Consider the following 21,403-nt stretch of genomic DNA (forward strand, 5'->3'; position numbering starts at 1 on the left):
AAATTAAGGAGAAGGAATGTTTATAGATGCGCATAACCATTTGGATTTTTTTGAGGAACAAGAAAAATTAAATAAGGCTTTGGACATTATAAAAAATGACAATATAATAACGCTTGGATGTTCTATGGACACTAAAAGCTACAAGTTTACAAAGAGTCTAGCTTTGAAAAATAAAAACATTATTCCTTGTTTTGGTATTCATCCTTCTAGAGCTCATGAAAACTTTAAGAATCTTGAATGTTTTGATGAGTATATAAGAGAGAGCAAAATAATAGGAGAAATAGGCCTTGATTACGTATGGGTTAAGGAAAAAGAAAAATATCCTCATATGAAAAGGGTGTTCACTTATTTTCTAGAAGAAGCTAAAAAGTACAATAAAATAACTAATATACATACGAAGGGTGCAGAAAGTGAAATATATAACTATATAAAGAAGTATGAACTTAAAACACCTATAATTCACTGGTATAGTGGTGATAAGGACACTCTAAAAAAGCTTTTAGACTATGGCTGCTATTTTACTATAAGTGTGGACATTGGATATTCTAAGCTCTCAAAGGAAATTGTTCAGCTGCTTCCGATAGATAAAATTTTAACAGAAACAGATGGTCCAACCTCACTTGAATGGGTTAATGGAGATTATGGGTACCCAAACGTTATCAAAAATGTAGTAAAGGAAATCTCTAAAATAAAAAATATTCAGGAGGAGGAAGTAAAAGGCGTTATAGAAAATAATTTTAAAACACTAATAAGGAAAGAGGGAATAACGTTATGAAACCAGTTGTTAATGTGAGTTTGCAGGTACTCCCTGTTGTTGAGGAAAAAAGACTTTATGAGGTAGTTGACAAGGTAATAGAGTACATAAAGGCTTCAGGTGTAAAATATATAATTGGACCTATGGAAACTACTATGGAGGGTGATTTAGATACACTTCTTGAAATAGTAAAAAAAGCACAGGAAATTTGTGTTAAAGAGGGCTCAGAAAGAGTTGCATCCGTTGTAAAGATTGATTATAAAGCTGAAGGCGTGACTATGAATGAAAAAGTGGGAAAATATAAAGAATAAAGTATATCCTGTGGCTGCTCTAATTGCTGTAATTATATTATGGCAGCTTATAGTGGATTTTAGAAAAATACCTGAGTATGTAATCCCATCACCTAAGGATATATGCTTAACATTAATTAGTGAATTCGGTACTATAATGCAAAATACAAAGGTGACAATTTATGAATCTCTTGTAGGTTTTTTTATTGCTATAATTTTCGCTTTTATACTTGCTATTATAATGGATAGTTTTCAGATTGTTAGAAAAGCACTTTATCCAATCATTGTTATATCACAAACTATACCAACTATAGCTATTGCACCACTATTTATAATATGGTTTGGTTTTGGACCGCTTCCTAAGATAATAGTTGTTGTGATAACATGTTTTTTTCCTATAGTAATAAGTCTTATAGATGGTTTTGAAAAGATTGACAAGGATTATATAAATTTGTTTAGGAGCATGAAGGCATCTAGAATTCAGATTTTTTATCATTTAAAACTTCCTTCTGCTATGGTAAATTTGTTTTCTGGGATTAAAATAGCCTGCACCTACATGATTATGGCAGCAGTAATAGGTGAATGGTTAGGAGGAGATGGAGGAATAGGCGTTTATATGGTAAGGGCTAAAAATGCCTATGCACTTGATAAGGTATTTGCCTCAATTGTTGTTATTGTAATTATAAGTATAGTATTAATATATATTGTAGATTTCATTGGAAAAAGAATAATTCATTGGAAATAAGGAGAGATTCAGGTGAAAAAGAAAAAAATATTATCATTAATATCAGCGGTTATTATGACATCAGCGATTATAACGGGATGTACATCTAATGGAAGTTCAAGCAGTAATAAATTGGATAAGACAACTGTAATATTAGATTGGACGCCAAATACAAACCATACGGGAATGTATGTTGCATTAGATAAAGGCTACTATAAAGAAGAGGGTCTGGATGTGAAAATTCAGCAGCCTTCAAGCGGAAGTGTTACAGACCTTATTGCAACTAATAAGGGGGATTTTGGAGTAAGCTATCAGGAGGATGTAACTTATGCGTTAACTGGTAAAACTCCACTTCCAATTAAGACCATTGCAGCTGTTTTACAGCATAATACTTCTGGTTTTGCAGCACCTAAAAGCAAAAATATTAAATCAATTAAAGATGCAGAAGGAAAAGTTTATGGAGGATGGGGTTCACCTTCAGAAGAAGCAGTAATCAAAGCTATCATGGAGAAAAATGGTGCAGATTTTAGTAAACTAAAAATAGTTAATATAGGAAACGATGATTATTTTGCAGCTACGAAAAAGAATGTTGATTTTGCGTGGATATTTGAAGGTTGGACAGGAATTGAAGCTAAGTTAAAAGGTATTGATTTAGATTATGTGGCAGTTAAAGATTTAGATCCTGCTCTTGATTACTATACACCTGTAATAATAACAAATAATAAAATATTAAAGGAAAATCCAGCTAAGGCTAAAAAATTCATGCTTGCTACTAAAAAAGGATATCAATATGCTGCTAAGCATCCTGAAGAAAGTGCAAAAATACTAAGAAAATATGCGCCTGAGATAGATGAAAAATTGGCAGTAGAGAGTCAAAAATATATGGCAACACATTATGCAGATGATATGTCAAAATGGGGAGAAATGAAATCTAGTGTTTGGAAGAACTATGCTGATTTTCTAAAGAGTAAGGGTCTTATAAAGAAGGAGCTAAATGTTAAAGATGCATTCACAAATGAATTCTTATCAAAATAATTTTGGTAAGCTTGTTATAGATATTAAAAATGTAACAAAAAGCTTTGATGAAGAAACTGTACTAAAAGATGTTTCTCTTAATGTAAAGTCAGGAGAGTTCGTTTCGATTTTAGGACCTAGTGGCTGCGGAAAGAGTACGTTATTTAATATAATAACCGCTCTTACAGATGCTGATAGTGGTGAAGTTAAGGTTTCGGGTGATATAGGCTATATGCAGCAAAAGGATTTATTACTTCCTTGGAAAACAGTTATTGATAATGTGGTACTTCCACTTGACTTAAAAGGTAAAAATAAAAAAGAATCTAGAAGTGAAGCTAAAAAATATATTGAAATTATGGGTCTTAAAGGATATGAGAATAAATATCCATATGAGCTTTCAGGTGGAATGAAACAAAGAGCAAGTTTTCTTAGAACCTTTCTTTCTTCAAGTGAAATAATGCTTCTTGATGAACCCTTTGGAGCACTTGATTCCATAACAAAGGGAAATATGCAGAAATGGATTTTACAAATGAAGGATGTGCTTAAGAGAACGATACTTTTTATAACTCATGATATTGAAGAAGCTATACTTTTATCTGATAGAATATATGTATTAGGTTCAAGACCGGGAGTTGTTAAAAAGGAATTTAATATAGAATTTTTTATGGATGATAAAATAAAAAGAGGATTTTCAAAAGAATTACTAGAATACAAAAGTCAAATAATTGGGTTATTATAGGTTTTAGCGGCGGTGACGCCGCTAAAATTGATTTTTTGAAATAAAATTATTAAGTAGAAAAGAAATTAAGTCAGTTTCACTTTTTTATTTTTATTTAAATTAAACAGTTTGTTAAAGCAAAAGGCTACTATTATAACAAGTATAAGATAAAGATATACAATATAACTTCCCCGTGCACCTATAAAGCTGAAAAAGGCTACTAATATTTTCATATGAACAAGGTATATTTCGTAGGCTATATTTCCAAGAAATAATAAAGGTTTAGAAGACAATCTAAATTTAAATAAAAATAACAGTACTAAATATACGAATATTATTGAAGCGATAGTTTGGTATAAAGGCATTATAGCTGATGGTAACATGTGTGCTAAGAAAAAGAAAAACGTAAAGGCTATTAAAGCTATAATAAGTGTTTTTACATAATGTTTTTCTAAGAATTTAGTAAGAGCATCATAATTTATTGCAGCATATACACCCAGTGGGAAGCAAAAAGCTGTGTTATACCACCATTCTCTAAAGCCCATAAATATCATAGCAAAAAAGTATACAAAGGTAAGAAATAATAGAATATGTTGTGCTAGGTTAGTGCTAAGAAATTTAAAGCATACATAAAAGCATAAATAAAAAACTAGAATAGCTATTACAAACCATTGTGTCGAGTCTATTAAGGATAATCCAGAAAGATAAAATATTATATCCTTTAGATTAAATTTAGTACCAAAGATTAATGAGGTTAATATTATTGTAATAGCGTTTATTATTACAAAAGGTAAATAAACTTTGCTTAGGCGTTTTGAAAAGAAACCCTTAAAATAGTTTTTCTTTTTTAGCTTTGAAACCATTAAACCATAGCCTGAAAAAAATAAAAACATACTTACAGCAAGATGACCAAGACAAGTATAAATACCCATAAATCCTACAGGTTGCATTCTAAGTGATATATGGTGTAAAATTATCACTAGAATGGAAAGTCCTTTTATGCAATCTGTAGATTTCTTTGATAGAAACTCATGATTATAGGATTTAACTCCTAATAAGGAAGAGTTATAGAAAAGTAGTATAGGAAATAAAACAAATACTAGTAAGTAAATAAAAATTCTGTAGGAGAAGATCAATTTGAAAGTTAAAGTTGGCATTATATCACCGTACTTTCTTTTAATATACAGAAGTATTATAAATATTATGAAATATATTTGAAATTATTACTCATAAGGAGGTGATTGGATTAAGACGGCTTTTCTTGAAATGCTATCTTAATTCATAATTACATGGAATTAGAAAAAATAAAGGGAAATACTTATTATATAAATGCCCCTACTAATATAGGGGTTTATGTATTTAAAAATAAAAATTGCCTTTTAGTAGATACAGGAATGAACAACAGTGATGCTAGAAAAATTGACGAGGTTCTCATAAAAAACGGGCTACATCCTAAATATATAGTAAATACTCATCATCACTTAGATCACTGTGGTGGAAATACGTACTTCCAAAATAATTATCCGGGCTGCCTTATATATACTTCAGAAAAAGAAAAGGTGAGTATGGAAAATATTCATCTTTATCCAACAGGGCTTTTTGGAGCTAGTGCAATAAAAGAGCTTCATAAAAGCAATAAACCTTTAATGGTAGATTACGTTTTAAAAGAAGGGGAGAATAAGATAAATGATGAAAAGTTTGAAGTTATAGCTCTTCCTGGACATACAGTAGATTTAATAGGAATAGTGACAAGGGAGAAGGTATGTTTTTTAGGAGATAGTGTATTTTCTAAGGAAACCCTTCAAAAATACTCACTTCCATATTTGTACGATGTAGACAAGGAAGAAGAAACTTTAAAAAAACTTAAAGAAATAGATGCAGATTATTTTGTTATGAGTCATTCTGATGAATTCATTGATAAAGAGCAGCTTGTTAAGCTTTTAGATGAGAATTTAAATAATATAGAAAATTACAAGAATCAAATAATGGAGCTTTTGGATGTACCTTTAACTAGAGAGGATATACTTGAAAATTTAGCTGTATTAAATGAACTGTCTATGGACTTTAATCAATATCATATAAATTTTTCAGCAGTCTCTGCATTTGTATCCCAGCTGTATAATAAAAATTTACTGCAGTACTCTATAGAGGATGGAAAGCTGTATTATTTTAAAAAACCACAATAGTATTTACAATTATAATTGACAAGGAATGAATAGAATGATAATATTTTATTCATATTATGAACAAAATGAACATTCTAGCTTAATAGGTGATAAAAATGGTTATGTTTGAAAGATGGGAAAAAATCCTAAAGTATTTAGAGGAAAATAAAGAGGCTGAAGTTCAAGAATTGATGGATGCCTTTAATATATCTAGGTCTACGGTTAGACGTGATCTTATAGAAATGGAAAAGAAAGCTCTTGTAAAGAGGACTAGAGGCGGAGTTGAAATAGCTAAATATAGAAGTGAAGGCAAGGAAATAATAGAAAAGATTTTTGGAGAAAATAAGGAAGCTAAAATAAAGATAGCAAAAAAAGCGGCTAGTTTAATAAAGGATGATGATTTTATATTCATAGATTCTGGTTCTACATGCTACTATTTAATTGATTACATAGCTTCAAAAAATGTTACTGTGGTCACAAATGGAATAATGCACATACAAAAATTAATTGAGAAGGATATAGATACTTATGTATTAGGAGGATATGCGAAAAAGGAAAGAAACCTTATAATGAGCGAAGACGTGGAAAGTAAAATAGGTATGATGAACTTTGATATATCATTTTTGGGAACAATGGGGGTAGATTCTATTGGGGGCTTTAAAACTAATCTTATGGATGATGTTAAATTAAAAAAGGCAGTTATAAAAGCTTCAAAGTCATGTTATGTTCTTGCAGATGCTTCAAAATTTAATGTGAGGAAATTTTATACCTATGCAAAGCTTGAAGATTTACCTGTTATAACTGATTCAAAAACTGATTTTGATGATGAGAGCCTTAAAGTAATACTTGCTTAAAAAAAGAGTATCTCCACAAGTAGTGGAGGCTTTTTTTAGAATAAAAAGTTCATTAAATGAATTATTATGTTGACTATATGAACTTTTTGAATTATAATGTTCATATAAGGAATACAAAATAATTACTGATGGGAAGTGTTGTAAATGAAAATGAAGGATGGCTTTTTGTGGGGAGGAGCTACAGCTGCTAACCAATTTGAAGGTGCCTGGAATGAAGATGGCAAGGGACCAAGTACTGCAGATATGATGACTGGAGGAACACATACAACACCTAGACGTATTACACCTGTTTTAGAAGAAGGAACTTATTATCCAAGTCATGAAGCAATTGATTTTTATCACCATTACAAAGAAGATATAAAATTATTTGCTGAAATGGGTTTCAAAACTTTTAGATTATCTATTGCTTGGTCAAGAATATTTCCAAATGGAGATGATAAGGAACCTAATGAGGCTGGACTTCAATTCTATGATAACGTATTCGATGAACTTTTAAAGTATAATATTGAACCACTAGTAACTATATCACACTATGAAACACCTTTTGGTTTAACTGAGAAATACAATGGATGGGTAGGTAGAGAAGTAATTGATTTTTATACAAGATATTGTGAAACTATATTTAATAGATACAAAGATAAGGTAAAGTATTGGCTTACTTTTAATGAAATAAACTGCTTAACAATTCCACAGTTTGGTGCCTATATGGGTGGAGGAATAATTCCAAAGGAGGGTGATAGTGAGGCTCAGCTTAGATTTCAAGCTCTTCATCATCAATTTGTTGCAAGTGCTAAAGCAGTTAAACTAGGTCATGAGATAAATCCTAATTTTAAGATAGGCTGTATGATAGCTTATATGTGTAATTATGCTAAAACATGTAATCCAGATGATGTACTTGAAACCCAGAGAAAGGATCAGATACATAATATGTTATGCTCTGATGTTCAAGTAAGGGGATATTACCCTGGCTTTGCTCTTAATTATTTCAAAGAGAACGGTATTGAAATAAAAATGGAGAAGGATGATGAAAAAATATTAAGAGAAGGTTGTGTGGACTTTTATTCTTTTAGTTACTATATGTCAAATCTGGTAAGCACAGATAAGAATGATAAAGAGGTTTCAGGAAATCTTCTTGGAGGATATAAGAACCCATACTTAAAATCATCTGACTGGGGATGGCAAATAGATCCTAAAGGATTAAGATGGACACTAAATCACATTTATGATCGCTATCAAATACCTGTTATGGTAGTGGAAAATGGACTTGGAGCTGTAGATGTAATTGAAGAGGATGGCTCAATAAATGATGATTACAGGATTGATTATTTAAGAGATCACATAGTTGAGATGGAAGAAGCCGTTAAGAACGGTGTTGATTTAATGGGATATACTATGTGGGGATGTATAGATTTAGTTAGTGCATCAACTGGAGAAATGAAAAAGAGGTATGGTTTTATATATGTAGATAAAGATAATGATGGAAATGGAACCATGGCAAGAAAACCAAAGAAGAGTTTTAATTGGTATAAAAAGGTGATAGCTTCAAATGGAGAAAATTTGGAGTAGTAATACAGTCAGGTTAAAAGATGCATTTTTAACCTGACTTTTTCAAAAAAATTAATTCATATTAAGATTGGATTGAATAGTTAGTATGTATAAAACAAAAAACGACTAATTACGATATTTTTTAAAAAAGTTATTGACAATTAATATAAAAGGGTATAATATTAAGACATGGTTAAACGATTACAAATTAATATCTGGGATTGTTACTGATTCGATCAGGCGAGACCCGAGCTTTTGAAAGTAATATTTATATTATTTTCATTAGTTGGGGTTTTTATTTTTAGATCAATGTTGTAAATGGGGTAATTCTGATGACGATAAAAAAGATATTTAATAACAATGCAATAATAGCTGAAAATTCAGATAAACATGAATTTGTTGTCATGGGGTGTGGAATTGCATTTAAGAAAAATATAGGAGAAAAAGTAGATGAGAGGCTAATAGAAAAAACTTTTATTCTTAAAGGAAAGGATGCATCCGAAAAGTTTAAAATGCTGCTGGAAGATGTTCCCACAGAGTATGTTTCGGTATGTTATGACATTATTGAATATGCTAAAAATGTTTTAGATGCAAAATTAAATGACCATATATATGTTACTTTAACTGATCATGTTAGCAATTGTTTTAAAATGATTGAATCAGGAATTATTATACACAATCCATTAATTTGGGAAATCAAAAAGTTTTATCCTAAGGAATTTAAAGTTGGACTTAAAGCTATAGACTTTATAAAGGATGAATTAGGAAAAGACTTGCCAGAAGATGAGGCAGCTAATATAGCTCTACATTTGATAAATGCACAAATTAACAATTCCTTAAATAATGTTGAAGATGCTGCAAAGCAAGCAAAAATGATACAGGATATTTTAAATATAGTTAAGTATACTTATAATATAGTACTTGACGAAAAGTCGATAAGTTATGAAAGGTTTGTCACACATTTAAGATTCTTCTTTCATAGAATTGATAAGTCAGAAACAGTAGATACAGCAGAGGAAGATTTTTTATTAAAGCAAGTTAGAGAAAAATATAAAGATGCATACCAATGTATGCTTAAGGTACAAAAGTATCTTGGAAAAGAATTGTCAGATGAAGAAAAGCTTTATTTAACAGTTCACATTCAAAGGGTCTCAAAGAAAAATTAAATAAAAATTTGGATTGTTACTGGTAATGCAGGCGAGACCAAAATAGACAGTATAAAATAAAATTATGCTATCTATGGGGTCTCGCTTTTTTTATATTATTTATACTAATGAACTTATACATTATTCTTATATTTTATAAATCAAAAGAAAAGGAGAGATTATCATGAAATATGAAAAGTTGGCCAAAGATATAATAGAAAATGTCGGAGGAAAAGAAAACGTTAACAGTTTAACACACTGTATTACCCGTTTACGTTTTAAACTAAAAGACGAAAGTAAAGCAAACACAGATGTGCTTAAAAATATGGATGGTGTTGTAACCGTTATCAAAAGTGGAGGACAATATCAAGTAGTTATTGGTAATCATGTTCCAGACGTTTATGCTGATGTAGTAGCAATTGGTGGATTTTCATCTTCATCAGAAGAAGGAACAAAAGAGAAAACAAACTTATTTAACGCATTTATAGACACTATTTCAGGTGTATTTACACCAACACTAGGAGTACTTGCTGCAACAGGTATGATAAAAGGCTTTAATGCAATGTTTATAGCTTTTGGATGGTTAACTAAAACCTCCGGAACCTACAATATTTTAAATGCAGTAGGCGACTGTTTATTCTACTTCTTCCCTATCTTCTTAGGGTATTCAGCAGCTAAGAAGTTTAAAGGTAATCACTTTATTGGTATGGCAATAGGTGCATCACTTGTTTACCCAACATTATCTACTTTGATGACAGGAAAACCATTATATACATTGTTTCAAGGAACCATATTTGCATCACCAGTTTACGTTACCTTCCTTGGAATTCCAGTTATACTAATGAGCTATTCATCAACTGTTATTCCGATAATTTTAGCTTCTTATGTAGGCGTTAAGGTTGAAAAAGCATTTGCAAAGATAATACCAGATGTAGTAAAAACCTTTTTAGTTCCATTCTGTACTTTACTTGTTATGGTACCTTTATCACTAATAGTTATTGGACCAATCTCTACTTGGGCAGGTAAATTATTAGGAGCAGGAACACTAGCTATATATAACTTAAGCCCAATTCTTGCAGGTTTATTTATAGGAGCTTTCTGGCAGGTATTCGTTATATTTGGGCTTCACTGGGGTTTAGTACCTATAGCAATGAACAATTTATCAGTGCTTCACTATGATCCAATACTAGCAGGAACTCTTGGAGCTTCATTTGCTCAAACAGGCGTAGTTTTAGCAATATTAATTAAGACAAAGAATGTTAAATTAAAAGGAATTGCACTTCCAGCATTTATTTCAGGTATATTTGGTGTTACAGAGCCAGCTATATATGGTGTTACACTTCCTCGTAAAAAACCATTTATCATAAGTTGTATAGGAGCAGCTATTGGTGGAGGTATAACAGGCTTCATGGGAACTAAACTATGGATGATGGGGGGACTTGGAATATTTGCAATACCAAGCTATATCGGAGCAAAAGGAATGGACAGAGGTTTTTATGGTGCGGTTATGTCTGTTGTAATAAGTTTTGTTGTAGGATTCTTAATAATGTTCTTTGCTGGCTTTAAGGATGAGGAAGTTAAACAAGAAACAACAAAAAAGAAGAATGAATTAGTAAAGCAAGAAACTTTAGTAAGTCCATTAAAAGGAAAAATTAAAACATTATCAGAAGTAAAAGATGAAGCTTTTTCAACAGGCTCACTTGGAAAAGGAATTGCAATTGAACCAGAAGAAGGAAAGCTTGTATCTCCAGTAGATGGTGTTTTAGCAACACTATTTCCAACAGGTCATGCAGTTGGAATTATAAGTGATAAAGGAACCGAGATATTAATTCATGTGGGCATGGATACAGTTCAATTGGAGGGAAAATATTTTAAAACTATATTAAAACAAGGAGATCACGTTAAGGCTGGTGATACAATATTAGAATTTGATATACCTAAAATAAAGAAAGCTGGGTATACTCTGACTACACCAGTTGTAGTAACTAATTCTGAAAGCTACCTGGATGTTATTGAAACAGATAAAATTAAGGTTGAGAGAAAAGATCAGTTATTAACAGTAATGTTATAAATAACTTTTACTTTGAGCATAAGGTTGACTTGTGCTCAAAGTTTTATAAGGAGAGATGTTTAATGTCAAAAGGTTTTAGTAAAGAATTTTTATGGGGAGGCGCTACGGCGGCTAATCAGTGTGAAGGTGCTTATTTAGAGGATAATAAAGGGTTATCTACAGTTGATGTAATTCCAAAGGGAAAGGACCGTTTTCCCGTAGGCTTAGGAAAAATGAAAATGCTTGAGTGTGACAGTGAACATTATTATCCAAGTCATGAGGCTATTGATTTTTATCACAGATATAAAGAAGATATAGCTCTATTTCATGAAATGGGCTTTAAATGTTTTAGATTATCTCTTGCTTGGTCACGAATATTTCCAAATGGGGACGATGAAATACCAAATGAGGAGGGATTGAAATTTTACGATGCGGTATTTGATGAATGTTTAAAATACGGAATAGAACCATTAGTTACTATAACTCATTTTGATGTTCCGGTGAATTTAGTGAAAACAGTAGGTTCCTGGAGAAGCAGTAAAATGGTAGAGTATTACGAAAAACTGTGTAAGGTTATATTTAGTCGTTATAAAAATAAGGTTAAGTACTGGCTTACCTTTAATGAAATAAATATGCTATTGCATTTACCTTTTATAGGTGCAGGTTTAGTTTTTGAAGAGGGTGAAAATGAGGAAGCTATAAAATATCAAGCAGCACATCATCAGCTTATTGCAAGTGCAAAGGCAACAAAAATAGCTCGTGAAATAAATCCAAATTTTAAAATAGGGTGTATGCTAGCTGCTGGAAATAATTATGCAAACACATGTGCACCAGAAGATGTGTGGAGATCTATAGAAAAGGATAGAGAAAACTATTTCTTTATTGATGTACAATCTCGTGGAGAGTATCCAAACTATGCTAAAAAGATGCTTAAAAGGAAAGGTATAGAGCTTCAAGTAGAGGATGAAGATGCTGGAATTTTAAAGAATAATACTGTTGATTTTATATCATTTAGTTACTATTCTTCACGCCTAACTAGTGCCAATCCTAATATAAATGGAAATACTGAAGGAAATGTCTTTGCTACCTTGAAAAATCCTTATCTAAAAGCCAGTGAATGGGGATGGCAAATAGATCCGCTTGGACTTCGAATTACATTAAATTCTTTATACGATCGTTATCAAAAACCATTATTTATAGTTGAAAATGGTTTGGGAGCCGTTGATACTCCAGATGAAAATGGATATGTAGAAGATGACTATCGAATTGAGTATTTAAGAGAGCACATTAAGGCTATGAGAGATGCAGTTAATGTTGATGGTGTAGAACTTATGGGATACACACCTTGGGGATGTATAGATTTAGTAAGTGCTTCAACTGGAGAAATGAAAAAGAGATATGGCTTTATATATGTTGATAAGGATAATGATGGGAATGGAACATTAAAGCGTTCTAAGAAAAAGAGTTTTTATTGGTATAAGAAGGTAATAGAATCAAATGGTATGGATATAGAGTAAGGTCTAAATATTAAGCGTTGAAGAAATTTGTTCGAGATAATAATACAAAATTAGATAAAATTGTAAAAACACAATCATAAAATACAATAAAAGCAGTTTGAGGTAAATAAAAAATGACCTTAAACTGCTTTTTTATTTTAAAACTATTGATGTTTTTTGCTATATTTAATATAATAAAATTATTTACAGAAAAAGATAGAATAATATACATTTTATGAAGTTAAAACATATTTGTTATGAAGTGTAAATTGGAATTTAAGGGAGATAGGTGCATGTATGGCGGAGGTGAGCTAGTATGGATAATTCATACAGCGGTAAATATTCGTTAAGTGACTTTACCATAAATAAAGATAATGTAGAGGTTAAAGAAACCCTTTTTAAGAATAGTGAAAATATTTTTCAAGATATTACGCTTAAAATTAGTGAAAGAGATAAACTACAAAATACAGGTAGTTTTAATAAAACAATAAGCTATTTCTACAGTGGCTTTGATGATAAGAAAAAGTATTTAGAGGATATACAAAAACTTCATAGTAAGCTTCTTGTTTTGAATAATTTATATATTTATTATTGTAATTCAATACCGGTGCTTGCAGATGAGGAAATTACTAAGAAGATATCTAATTTAGTATCAAGTTTACAAAATAATAACCAAGCTAACGAATTGAAAAAATTTATAATTGAAGAGGAGTTTTTCAATATTACTCCAATAAGCGAAATAAACAAGGAATATAAAGAAAAGTTTAATTTTATTTTAGATAAGTATATTAAAGAGGAACCAGCTGTTAATATAACTAAACTTAAAAACTTTTCAGTAAAAATACTTTCGTGGGCAAAAAAATATATTTGTCAGCTATTTAAGCTTGAAATAAAGGATTTTAACCCTAAGATTATATACTATGGTTCAGTAAAAAAACATGAAAGCTATTTTTTAATACTGTTAAACATGCTCGGATGTGATTTGTTAATACTTGATACAGCAGGGAAATCTGAGTGGACAAAAGTAGATAGAAGTAAAGAATATGCTGTTATTTTAGAGGGGAAAATTAAAGAAGATATTAGTGAGAATCCTTTTAAAAATAATAAAGAATATTTTAATGATAAATCATCTAAAATTGAAAATATATCAAATGCAGGATGTGCAGTATATACCAGCCTAAGAAAAACGGAGAATATTTTTGAAGATATTAAATTGAATGTTGAAAAAAGAGGTGGGCATAAAGATAGTGATAACTGCCAAATACCTGTATTTTTTTATAGATACATAGGTGCTAATAAGAGCGAAATAAATAAAGAAGAATACAATAACAGTTTGTATCTGTTAGATAAAGAGCTTCAAGCTGGAAAATGTAATTATGTGAAATTTATTAGTCAAATTGATCCTCCTAAAAGTGATGAGGTTAACAAGTTTGTAAATTTGGTTGGTAATATATTTAATAATGTAATTACCTTGGATAAGAAGTTAATTTTTACAGAAATAAAAAACAATAAGCTATTTCCAAAGCTTTTAAATAAAAGTATTTCGAATTCAATAGAATACGCATTTGAAAAAGTTATGGGTATGTATTTAAAGAATGAAAATACTAACACAACAAAGGTTAAAAATTTTATTGTAAAACTTATTGTTTGGATAAACAGATATTCAAAGGAATTATTCAAAAACGCTCCTATAAAAGGCTTTTTTAATTACAACCCTAAAATTTTATACTATGGAGAAATAAAATATACAGAAGTGTACCTTTTAATATTTTTTTCCATGATAGGGTGTGATGTGATTTATATAAATAGCGACTATGACAAAGATGATGAGTTTATACGTATAGATAAAGAAGAAAAATATACGAAGCTTCAAAAAAATCCTTATAGTTTTGAGTGTGAAAGTTTTCCTACAGAAGAGAAATTGGTTAGAAAAGCTACTGTAGCTTATAATGCATCAAATGAAGTGGAAAAGCTGTTGTTTACTCCAGATTCAGGAATATATAAGTCTTGGCAGTTTGAAAACTTCAATACGCTCCCGGTTACTCTTAAGACAACCTTTGAAGAAATAGCGATTCTTTGGAAAGAAGAAGCTATGATAAGAACTGGTTTTAAAATATCTAATAATACAGTGTACATTCCAAACATTTTTGCCAAAATAGATGGTACCCATGAGGATGTATGTGAATACAGAAACTATATTAGTAAATTAAGATCAGCAAAAAATACTTACTTCATTGATAAACCTAATTTTTTAAATATTAGTTTTACGCGAGAGCAAATTTTTTCTTTTGCGTATCTTATTAATAAAGATGGTGCTATTTGCAAAGAAGATTTAATTAAAAGTAAGCTTTATAGATACTCGTATCTTAAGGAGAGTACTCAAAACTTAATAATTAAGAAAATAAATGAAGTAATAAAGTGTGGCTACATACTAAATAGTATTGATAATAAATTTATTGTGAGAATTGTGGCTGTACTTTTAAATCTTAATGAAGAAATATTAGATTTAATACAAAAATTTGATTTTCCACATGCTATCCCTAAAGTTATTATATACACAAATGACAAAAATGATTTTAGTGAAGAGGATATAATTACTATTTTGTTTTTAAACTTAATTGGATTAGATATCCTTATATTAGCTCCTACAGGCTACAGCAATATTGAAAATCATGTTGAAAATAGTATTTTTGACAAGCATGAGCTTCCAAGCTACAAATTTGATTTGAACATAAATGAAATAGAGGAGAAAAAAGAACTTAAATTTCTTTTCTCCAAAATATTTAAGCACAACTAAGGAGGATATTAAAAATATGGATATTGGAAATACAATTAATTTTAATAAAGAAGCTGAAACTGAATTTGATTTAGATGCAAAAAAGAAGGAAATACAAGCTAAAATAAAAAATTCACCTGAAGTAGAGAATATTGTAAGGAGAATTGATATATCAAATCCAAGCTCAATACTAACCTTTGGAAAAGAAGCTACTGAGCAAATGGCAAGTACTGCTGATAATCTGCTGCATCAAATGGAAATAAATAAAGTAGAAGACTCTGGAAAAATGCTTGAACAGTTGAAAAAAATAATGGATAAGTTTGATATAAAGGAGCTTGAAGCAGATGAAAAACAAGGTTTCCTTAGCAAGTTATTTAAATCAACAAAAAACTCCTTAGAGGCTTTATTTAGAAAGTACCATACTATGGGTGATGAAGTAGATAAAATTTTTATAACAATAAAACAATATGAAGCAGAAATAGAGAAGGTAAATAAAAATTTGGATGATATGTTTGTAGGAAATGTTGAGGCCTATGAACAATTAGAAAAGCATATATACGCCGGTACTTTGGCTATAGAGTATATAAAACAAAATATAATTGCTGATTTAGAGAGTAAAGCGTCTAGTGGCAATGAAATGGATAAGATGAATTTAGAAAATATGAATAAGGTTGTGGAAATGCTTGAGCAGAGGGTACAGGATCTAAAACTAGCAGAGCATGTTGCACTTCAAGGAATGCCGGATATAAAAACAATGCAGTATAGTAATTTTGGACTTATAAGAAAGATAAATTCTGCGTTTATAATAACGCTTCCAATATTCAAGCAGTGTCTTGTAAAGGCAATAATGCTTAAAAGGCAAAAAGTACAAGCGAAGGGACTTTCAGCGTTAGATGAAACTACAAATGAGCTTTTACTTAGGAATGCAAATGCAACAGCTGAGCAAAATAAACAAATTGCAAAGCTCACTTCTGGAAGTTCTATTGAGATTGAGACGTTAGAAAAAACTTGGCAAACTATTGTAAATGGAATAGAAGAAACAAAGAGGATACAAGAGGATGCTAAGCAGAAAAGAATTGATACTAATAGAAGATTAGAGGCATTAAAGGAAGATTACAAGAAAAGAAATATTTTTGCAGATAATAGGGAGTAAAACGCTTAAAATTCTAAGCATATCTATTGTGGTAGTTTAGTGTTTAAGGCGGTTTAATCATATATAATAAACGTTATTTTAGGAGGGAAAATTATGGCTATAATATTAACAAAAGGTCAAAAAATAAATTTATCAAAAGAAGGAATTTTAAAAAAGATATTAGTAGGTTTAGGCTGGGATACAAATAAATATGATGGTGGATATGATTTTGATTTAGATGCCTCAGTATTTTGTTGTGGAGAAGACGGAAAAGCACATAAAGATACAGACTTTGTATTCTACAATAACTTAAAACATCCTTCAGGTGCAATAGAGCATTTAGGAGATAATTTAACTGGTGGAGGAGAAGGAGATGACGAGCAGGTAGTAATAGATCTTGAAAAAGTGCCTGAAGAAATACAGAAAATAGCTTTCTCAGTAACTATTTATGATCCGGAAGTAAGAAAACAAAACTTTGGACAAGTTTCCAATGCTTTTGTAAGAATAGTTAACTCAGATAATAATGAAGAATTAGTAAGATATGATTTAGGAGAAGATTTTTCAATAGAAACTGCAGTTGTAGTAGCAGAATTATATAGAAATAATGGAGACTGGAAGTTTAATGCTATAGGAAGCGGTTTCCAAGGTGGACTAGCAGCTTTATGTAAAAATTATGGACTTAATGCTTAGGAATTTTATTGTTATAGGAAAACAAATTTGTTTTGTTTTCCTATAACACAAATATAGGTAGGTGCAGCTTGTGGCAATAATATTAGAAAAAGGCATAAAAGTTAATTTAGCTAAAAAAGAATCTATAGGGAAAATCAATGTAAATTTAAACTGGAATCAAGGCAATAAAGAAAGTGATAAGGATAAAAATAAAGGATTTTTCGCCAAAATTTTTGGTAAAGATAAAGAACAGGTTGTAGATGAAAAAGTAATAGACTTGGATTTAGGATGTTTGTATGAATTAAAGGATGGAAAAAAAGGAATAGTACAAGCACTTGGAAATAAGTTTGGAAGCTACAACGAAAATCCATATATATTTTTAGATGGCGATGACAGAGATGGTAATTCACTAGATGGAGAAAATTTAGTTATTAATGGAAGTCATCTAAAAGATATAAAAAGAATACTCGTATATACATTTATATACGAAGGAGCAGTAAAATGGAGTGAAGTTGATGGTGTAGTTACCATTAAAAGACCAAATGAAGAGCATATTGTTATAAATATGGATGAATATAAAAGTGGCATGAGAATGTGTGCTTTAGCCATGATTCAAAATGTGAATGATCAAAATTTTTCTGTAGAAAAGCTTGTTAAGTATTTTCCAGGACATGAGGCAATGGATAGAAAATATCATTGGGGCTTGAAATGGAAAAGTGCAAAGAAGTAAAATTGAGATAAGGAAGATGATAATATGGCTATTAATTTACAAAAGGGTCAAAGAATAAATTTGACTAAAGGTGGACAAACATTATCAAAACTTACTGTAGGTTTAGGGTGGGATCCCATATCAAAATCTAGAAAATCAGGTTTTCTCTCTAGTATTTTTGGAGTTAAACAGAGTGAAATAGACTGTGATGCATCTGTACTAATGCTAAATGAAGATTATAAATTAGAAAATAACAATGTGGTATACTTTGGAAACCTAAGAAGTAGATGTGAAAGCGTTATTCATACAGGAGATAACCTTACAGGTGAAGGCAATGGTGATGATGAGGTAATATATGTAACTTTAGATAAAGTACCTAGTAACATACATAAATTAGTTTTTGCTGTTAACATATATGACTGTATAAATAGAAGACAAGATTTTGGAATGATTAAAAATGCGTATATTCGTGTTGTGAATAGCTCAAATAATGAAGAGCTCGTAAGATATAACTTAACTGATGACTATTCAGGTAAGACAACAGTAATTGTAGGCGAAATATACAGAAATGGAAGTGAGTGGAAGTTCGCAGCCATAGGAGAAGGAACAAATGATACTAATTTGAATCTTATTTCTAGAAGATATAGATAAATTTTATTGAAGTTGGAAATAATTTTTAATAGTAAATTAACTGTAGTGAGAGTATCTTAAAATTAGCTTTTAGAAAAGGTTAAAAAGATTCTCACGCATAAGGAGAAGATTATTATGAATTTTTTACATGGACTGGTAAATAACTATGCTCAGTTTTTTTCACTTAAAGTACTAATTGCTACTTTATCAGACCCATCAAATTTGATGATGATATTTAGCTTGATTATACTAGAGGGCTTATTATCCTCAGATAATGCGGTGGTATTAGCAATAATGGTTAAGCATTTACCAAAAAAACAGCAGAAGAGAGCACTCTTTTATGGAATATGGGGAGCTTATATATTTAGGTTTATTGCTATTGGAGTAGGTACATATTTAATAAAAATATGGTGGGTAAAGTTAATTGCGGCTCTATACCTATTAAAGATGACTTATAGCCATTTTGCAGGAAAAGCAGAAGATGATGATGTAGATGAATCGAAGGTTTCAAAAAAAGGATTCTGGGCTACTGTAGCAACAGTAGAATTAATGGATATAGCCTTTAGTATAGATAGTGTGTCTGCAGCTTTTGGAGTATCAAGTAAGGTTTGGGTTTTGTTCTTAGGAGCGGTTTTTGGAATATTGGCAATGAGAGGTGTAGCACAAATATTTGTGGCTCTTATAGAAAAGGTGCCTGAAATGGAAAGTTCAGCATATGTGTTAATTGGAATTATAGGTATAAAAATGTTATTGAATTTAATAAATATTGAAATACCTAATACTATTTTCTTTGGAGTAATAGTTGTTGTTTTTGGTGGAACTATAGCATTTCACTATATACGACAAGCAGGTGTTAAATCTCAAAAACAGAATTAAAGTAAGAGAACTTTCCGCAGTTTGAAGCTAATTTAAAATTGGTTTTGAACTGTTTTTTTATAGAATAAAGAAAATCTGTTTTTTTGCTTTTTCAAAATGATGTAGACAATATAATTGACGCGGTCTCGGAAATAATCTAATATAGATATATATGTAATTTATGGATATGAGGAAGGGGGGATAATATGGACAAAGAGATAATAGTACGTGAAGTATTAAAAGAAGATGACTTAGGTATGATAGAGTATCTCAAAAAAATTGCTGAAGAATCGAATTTTTTGACTTTTGGCAAGGGAGAAGTAAAGAAAAGTGTTTTAGAGGAGAGGGAATTCATAGAAAATGCTATAAAGAATAAAACTTCCCTTTTTATAGTAGCTGAAAGTGAAGGAAAAATAATTGGTAATCTCAATTTTTCTACAGGTGAGAATTCTAGAGTTAGACATACAGGTGAGTTTGGAGTAAGCGTGCTAAAGGAATATTGGGGACTTGGAGTTGGAAGAAAATTGATAATGAATCTAATAGCTTGGAGTAAAAAAAATCATATAGTTCGAAAAATAAATTTAAGAGTTAGAACTGACAATTATAGGGCAATAAAACTATATGAAAGCTTAGGTTTTGTTAATGAAGGAACAATAAAAAGAGACTTTTTAATTGATGGTGAGTTTTACGATTCATTTTCCATGGGGCTTTGCATTGACTAAACAATAAATTAAAGGGTAAGGGGTTTATTATGTTATATATTTTAATTATTTTAGGTGCAGCTCTAATTGTTTTATTGGGAGTTAAACTTATAGTGAGGCGAAAGGATAAAGTAGCGTTAACGGTTTCTGCAGATATTTCTTATAAAGAAGTTTTTTCAGAAGCAGAGACAAAGGGAACAAGAGTTGTTGATGATTACGGCAGAAGGTATGAAATATTAATAAACATAAAGGTTAAAAATAGTGGAGACAATAACTTTGAAATAGTAAGTGCTTTTATGGAAATAGAATTTGAAAATGGTGTTCTTTATGAAATTAGAATTATGCCAGATGATCTTCCTAAGATGTTAACTGAAGGAGAAATGATTGAAACTAATATACAAAAGGAATGGATTGATTATGAGAATATAAATTCCTTTGGAGTAATGGATTCAAAAGGAAGACACTATTATCTTCCTAAGGAAAAATTAGATAAGCTTTGGATTAAGTCCAATGATTTGCCTACTACAAAACTTGAAGGCTATGAAAAGGATAATCCCCTTAAAGTAATGGAAGCATTTGAGGCAAAAGATAAGAGCACCTTTATTAGAAAAAATTAATTTGTGAGGAGATTTTGTAATGCTTAAAGAGATAGAAGAAAGAAGAAGTATAAGAAAATACATAGATAAGCCAGTAGAAGAAGAAAAGATAATGGAGATTATTGAAAGTGGAAGATTAGCTCCTTCTGGAAGCAACACTCAACCTTGGCATTTTATAATAGTTAGAGAAGAGGAAAACAGAAAAAAAATTATAGAAGCATCACATAAACAAAAGTGGATGCTTACAGCACCAGTTATTATAGTATGCGTTTCTGATATTCGCTCAAGACTTGATGAAAATTTAGAGATATCCTTAAATGAAGATAGTCCAGAAATTGAACTAAAGCAAATCATAAGAGATACAGCAATGGCGACTGAAAATATGGTGCTTCAAGCTAAAAACCTTGGACTTGATACCTGTTATGTTGCTTGGTTTACACAAGAAGAAATAAGGCCTGTACTCAATATACCTGAGGATAAATATGTGTTATCCGTATTAACCTTAGGATATTCTGATGAAAAACCTAATATGCGTCCTAGAAAAAGCTTGAAGGATATAATTCATATGGAAAAATGGTGA

21 protein-coding genes are annotated in these 21,403 nt (G+C 30.5%); 20 read left to right on the forward strand and 1 reads right to left on the reverse strand.

The window, feature by feature from the left end; all coding sequences use genetic code 11:
- Positions 1-16: 16 nt before the first annotated feature.
- From CA_RS07345 to CA_RS07365, 5 genes are read left to right on the forward strand one after another with little or no spacing between them, the layout of a single operon-like run.
- The gene (locus CA_RS07345; protein WP_010964706.1) at positions 17-775 is read left to right on the forward strand and encodes a TatD family hydrolase; all 759 of its coding nucleotides are present in this window, start codon (positions 17-19) and stop codon (positions 773-775) included.
- Entirely contained in the window at positions 772-1,065 is a 294-nt protein-coding gene (locus CA_RS07350; RefSeq protein WP_010964707.1) for a thiamine-binding protein, read from the forward strand. Before CA_RS07345 ends, CA_RS07350 begins: the two co-directional genes overlap by 4 nt.
- The gene (locus tag CA_RS07355) at positions 1,037-1,789 is read left to right on the forward strand and encodes an ABC transporter permease (protein ID WP_010964708.1); all 753 of its coding nucleotides are present in this window, start codon (positions 1,037-1,039) and stop codon (positions 1,787-1,789) included. Before CA_RS07350 ends, CA_RS07355 begins: the two co-directional genes overlap by 29 nt.
- 12 nt (positions 1,790-1,801) lie before the next feature.
- Complete coding sequence (locus CA_RS07360; protein ID WP_010964709.1) at positions 1,802-2,803, forward strand: ABC transporter substrate-binding protein; 1,002 nt, start codon at positions 1,802-1,804, stop codon at positions 2,801-2,803.
- Positions 2,763-3,521, forward strand: a complete 759-nt coding sequence (locus tag CA_RS07365) for an ABC transporter ATP-binding protein (protein ID WP_010964710.1) — start codon at positions 2,763-2,765, stop codon at positions 3,519-3,521. The genes CA_RS07360 and CA_RS07365 overlap by 41 nt, the downstream gene beginning before the upstream one ends.
- A gap of 65 nt (positions 3,522-3,586) precedes the next feature.
- Here the strand turns inward: CA_RS07365 and CA_RS07370 are convergent, their stop codons facing one another.
- A complete protein-coding gene (locus CA_RS07370) occupies positions 3,587-4,657 on the reverse strand; it encodes an acyltransferase family protein (protein ID WP_010964711.1) in 1,071 nt (356 codons plus the stop codon).
- Positions 4,658-4,789: 132 nt separating this feature from the next.
- Between CA_RS07370 and CA_RS07375 the strand changes: the two genes are divergently transcribed.
- From CA_RS07375 to CA_RS07450, 15 genes are all read left to right on the forward strand, one after another.
- The gene (locus tag CA_RS07375; RefSeq protein ID WP_010964712.1) at positions 4,790-5,686 is read left to right on the forward strand and encodes an MBL fold metallo-hydrolase; all 897 of its coding nucleotides are present in this window, start codon (positions 4,790-4,792) and stop codon (positions 5,684-5,686) included.
- 101 nt (positions 5,687-5,787) lie between these two features.
- Entirely contained in the window at positions 5,788-6,519 is a 732-nt protein-coding gene (locus tag CA_RS07380) for a DeoR/GlpR family DNA-binding transcription regulator (RefSeq protein ID WP_241393159.1), read from the forward strand.
- 144 nt (positions 6,520-6,663) lie between these two features.
- Positions 6,664-8,085: a glycoside hydrolase family 1 protein gene (locus CA_RS07385; protein ID WP_010964714.1), complete on the forward strand. Its 1,422-nt coding sequence runs from the start codon at positions 6,664-6,666 to the stop codon at positions 8,083-8,085.
- Positions 8,086-8,396: 311 nt separating this feature from the next.
- Positions 8,397-9,230 (forward strand): BglG family transcription antiterminator LicT, encoded by an 834-nt coding sequence (gene licT / locus CA_RS07390; RefSeq protein WP_010964715.1) that lies wholly within the window; start codon positions 8,397-8,399, stop codon positions 9,228-9,230.
- A gap of 163 nt (positions 9,231-9,393) precedes the next feature.
- Positions 9,394-11,280, forward strand: coding sequence for a beta-glucoside-specific PTS transporter subunit IIABC (locus tag CA_RS07395; RefSeq protein ID WP_010964716.1), 1,887 nt, complete (start codon positions 9,394-9,396; stop codon positions 11,278-11,280).
- 62 nt (positions 11,281-11,342) lie between these two features.
- Positions 11,343-12,776, forward strand: coding sequence for a 6-phospho-beta-glucosidase (locus CA_RS07400; protein WP_010964717.1), 1,434 nt, complete (start codon positions 11,343-11,345; stop codon positions 12,774-12,776).
- A gap of 295 nt (positions 12,777-13,071) precedes the next feature.
- Positions 13,072-15,552 carry a YceG family protein gene (locus tag CA_RS07410; protein ID WP_010964719.1) on the forward strand — a complete coding sequence of 827 codons (2,481 nt, stop codon included), beginning with the start codon at positions 13,072-13,074 and terminating at the stop codon, positions 15,550-15,552.
- Positions 15,553-15,568: 16 nt separating this feature from the next.
- Positions 15,569-16,684 carry a toxic anion resistance protein gene (locus CA_RS07415; RefSeq protein WP_010964720.1) on the forward strand — a complete coding sequence of 372 codons (1,116 nt, stop codon included), beginning with the start codon at positions 15,569-15,571 and terminating at the stop codon, positions 16,682-16,684.
- A gap of 93 nt (positions 16,685-16,777) precedes the next feature.
- Complete coding sequence (locus tag CA_RS07420) at positions 16,778-17,353, forward strand: TerD family protein (RefSeq protein ID WP_010964721.1); 576 nt, start codon at positions 16,778-16,780, stop codon at positions 17,351-17,353.
- Positions 17,354-17,423: 70 nt separating this feature from the next.
- Positions 17,424-18,062 (forward strand): TerD family protein, encoded by a 639-nt coding sequence (locus tag CA_RS07425; protein WP_010964722.1) that lies wholly within the window; start codon positions 17,424-17,426, stop codon positions 18,060-18,062.
- 24 nt (positions 18,063-18,086) lie between these two features.
- Entirely contained in the window at positions 18,087-18,692 is a 606-nt protein-coding gene (locus CA_RS07430) for a TerD family protein (RefSeq protein WP_010964723.1), read from the forward strand.
- A gap of 114 nt (positions 18,693-18,806) precedes the next feature.
- Positions 18,807-19,547, forward strand: coding sequence for a TerC family protein (locus CA_RS07435; RefSeq protein WP_010964724.1), 741 nt, complete (start codon positions 18,807-18,809; stop codon positions 19,545-19,547).
- A 185-nt stretch (positions 19,548-19,732) separates the two neighbouring features.
- Positions 19,733-20,248, forward strand: coding sequence for a GNAT family N-acetyltransferase (locus CA_RS07440; RefSeq protein WP_010964725.1), 516 nt, complete (start codon positions 19,733-19,735; stop codon positions 20,246-20,248).
- 29 nt (positions 20,249-20,277) lie between these two features.
- On the forward strand, positions 20,278-20,844 hold the full coding sequence (locus CA_RS07445) for a hypothetical protein (protein WP_010964726.1): 567 nt from the start codon (positions 20,278-20,280) through the stop codon (positions 20,842-20,844).
- A gap of 19 nt (positions 20,845-20,863) precedes the next feature.
- Positions 20,864-21,403 (forward strand): nitroreductase family protein, encoded by a 540-nt coding sequence (locus CA_RS07450; protein ID WP_010964727.1) that lies wholly within the window; start codon positions 20,864-20,866, stop codon positions 21,401-21,403.

The sequence above is a fragment of the Clostridium acetobutylicum ATCC 824 genome, assembly GCF_000008765.1.
Lineage (GTDB): Bacteria > Bacillota > Clostridia > Clostridiales > Clostridiaceae > Clostridium_S > Clostridium_S acetobutylicum.

Bases quoted from the DNA above. Each gene is read 5' to 3' on its own strand.
- CA_RS07345 (WP_010964706.1), top strand. From the start codon at position 17: ATGTTTATAGATGCGCATAACCATTTGGATTTTTTTGAGGAACAAGAA.
- CA_RS07350 (WP_010964707.1), top strand. From the start codon at position 772: ATGAAACCAGTTGTTAATGTGAGTTTGCAGGTACTCCCTGTTGTTGAG.
- CA_RS07355 (WP_010964708.1), top strand. From the start codon at position 1,037: ATGAAAAAGTGGGAAAATATAAAGAATAAAGTATATCCTGTGGCTGCT.
- CA_RS07365 (WP_010964710.1), top strand. From the start codon at position 2,763: ATGTTAAAGATGCATTCACAAATGAATTCTTATCAAAATAATTTTGGT.
- CA_RS07370 (WP_010964711.1), bottom strand. From the start codon at position 4,657: ATGCCAACTTTAACTTTCAAATTGATCTTCTCCTACAGAATTTTTATT.
- CA_RS07375 (WP_010964712.1), top strand. From the start codon at position 4,790: ATGGAATTAGAAAAAATAAAGGGAAATACTTATTATATAAATGCCCCT.
- CA_RS07380 (WP_241393159.1), top strand. From the start codon at position 5,788: ATGTTTGAAAGATGGGAAAAAATCCTAAAGTATTTAGAGGAAAATAAA.
- CA_RS07385 (WP_010964714.1), top strand. From the start codon at position 6,664: ATGAAAATGAAGGATGGCTTTTTGTGGGGAGGAGCTACAGCTGCTAAC.
- licT (WP_010964715.1), top strand. From the start codon at position 8,397: ATGACGATAAAAAAGATATTTAATAACAATGCAATAATAGCTGAAAAT.
- CA_RS07395 (WP_010964716.1), top strand. From the start codon at position 9,394: ATGAAATATGAAAAGTTGGCCAAAGATATAATAGAAAATGTCGGAGGA.
- CA_RS07400 (WP_010964717.1), top strand. From the start codon at position 11,343: ATGTCAAAAGGTTTTAGTAAAGAATTTTTATGGGGAGGCGCTACGGCG.
- CA_RS07410 (WP_010964719.1), top strand. From the start codon at position 13,072: ATGGATAATTCATACAGCGGTAAATATTCGTTAAGTGACTTTACCATA.
- CA_RS07415 (WP_010964720.1), top strand. From the start codon at position 15,569: ATGGATATTGGAAATACAATTAATTTTAATAAAGAAGCTGAAACTGAA.
- CA_RS07420 (WP_010964721.1), top strand. From the start codon at position 16,778: ATGGCTATAATATTAACAAAAGGTCAAAAAATAAATTTATCAAAAGAA.
- CA_RS07430 (WP_010964723.1), top strand. From the start codon at position 18,087: ATGGCTATTAATTTACAAAAGGGTCAAAGAATAAATTTGACTAAAGGT.
- CA_RS07435 (WP_010964724.1), top strand. From the start codon at position 18,807: ATGAATTTTTTACATGGACTGGTAAATAACTATGCTCAGTTTTTTTCA.
- CA_RS07440 (WP_010964725.1), top strand. From the start codon at position 19,733: ATGGACAAAGAGATAATAGTACGTGAAGTATTAAAAGAAGATGACTTA.
- CA_RS07445 (WP_010964726.1), top strand. From the start codon at position 20,278: ATGTTATATATTTTAATTATTTTAGGTGCAGCTCTAATTGTTTTATTG.
- CA_RS07450 (WP_010964727.1), top strand. From the start codon at position 20,864: ATGCTTAAAGAGATAGAAGAAAGAAGAAGTATAAGAAAATACATAGAT.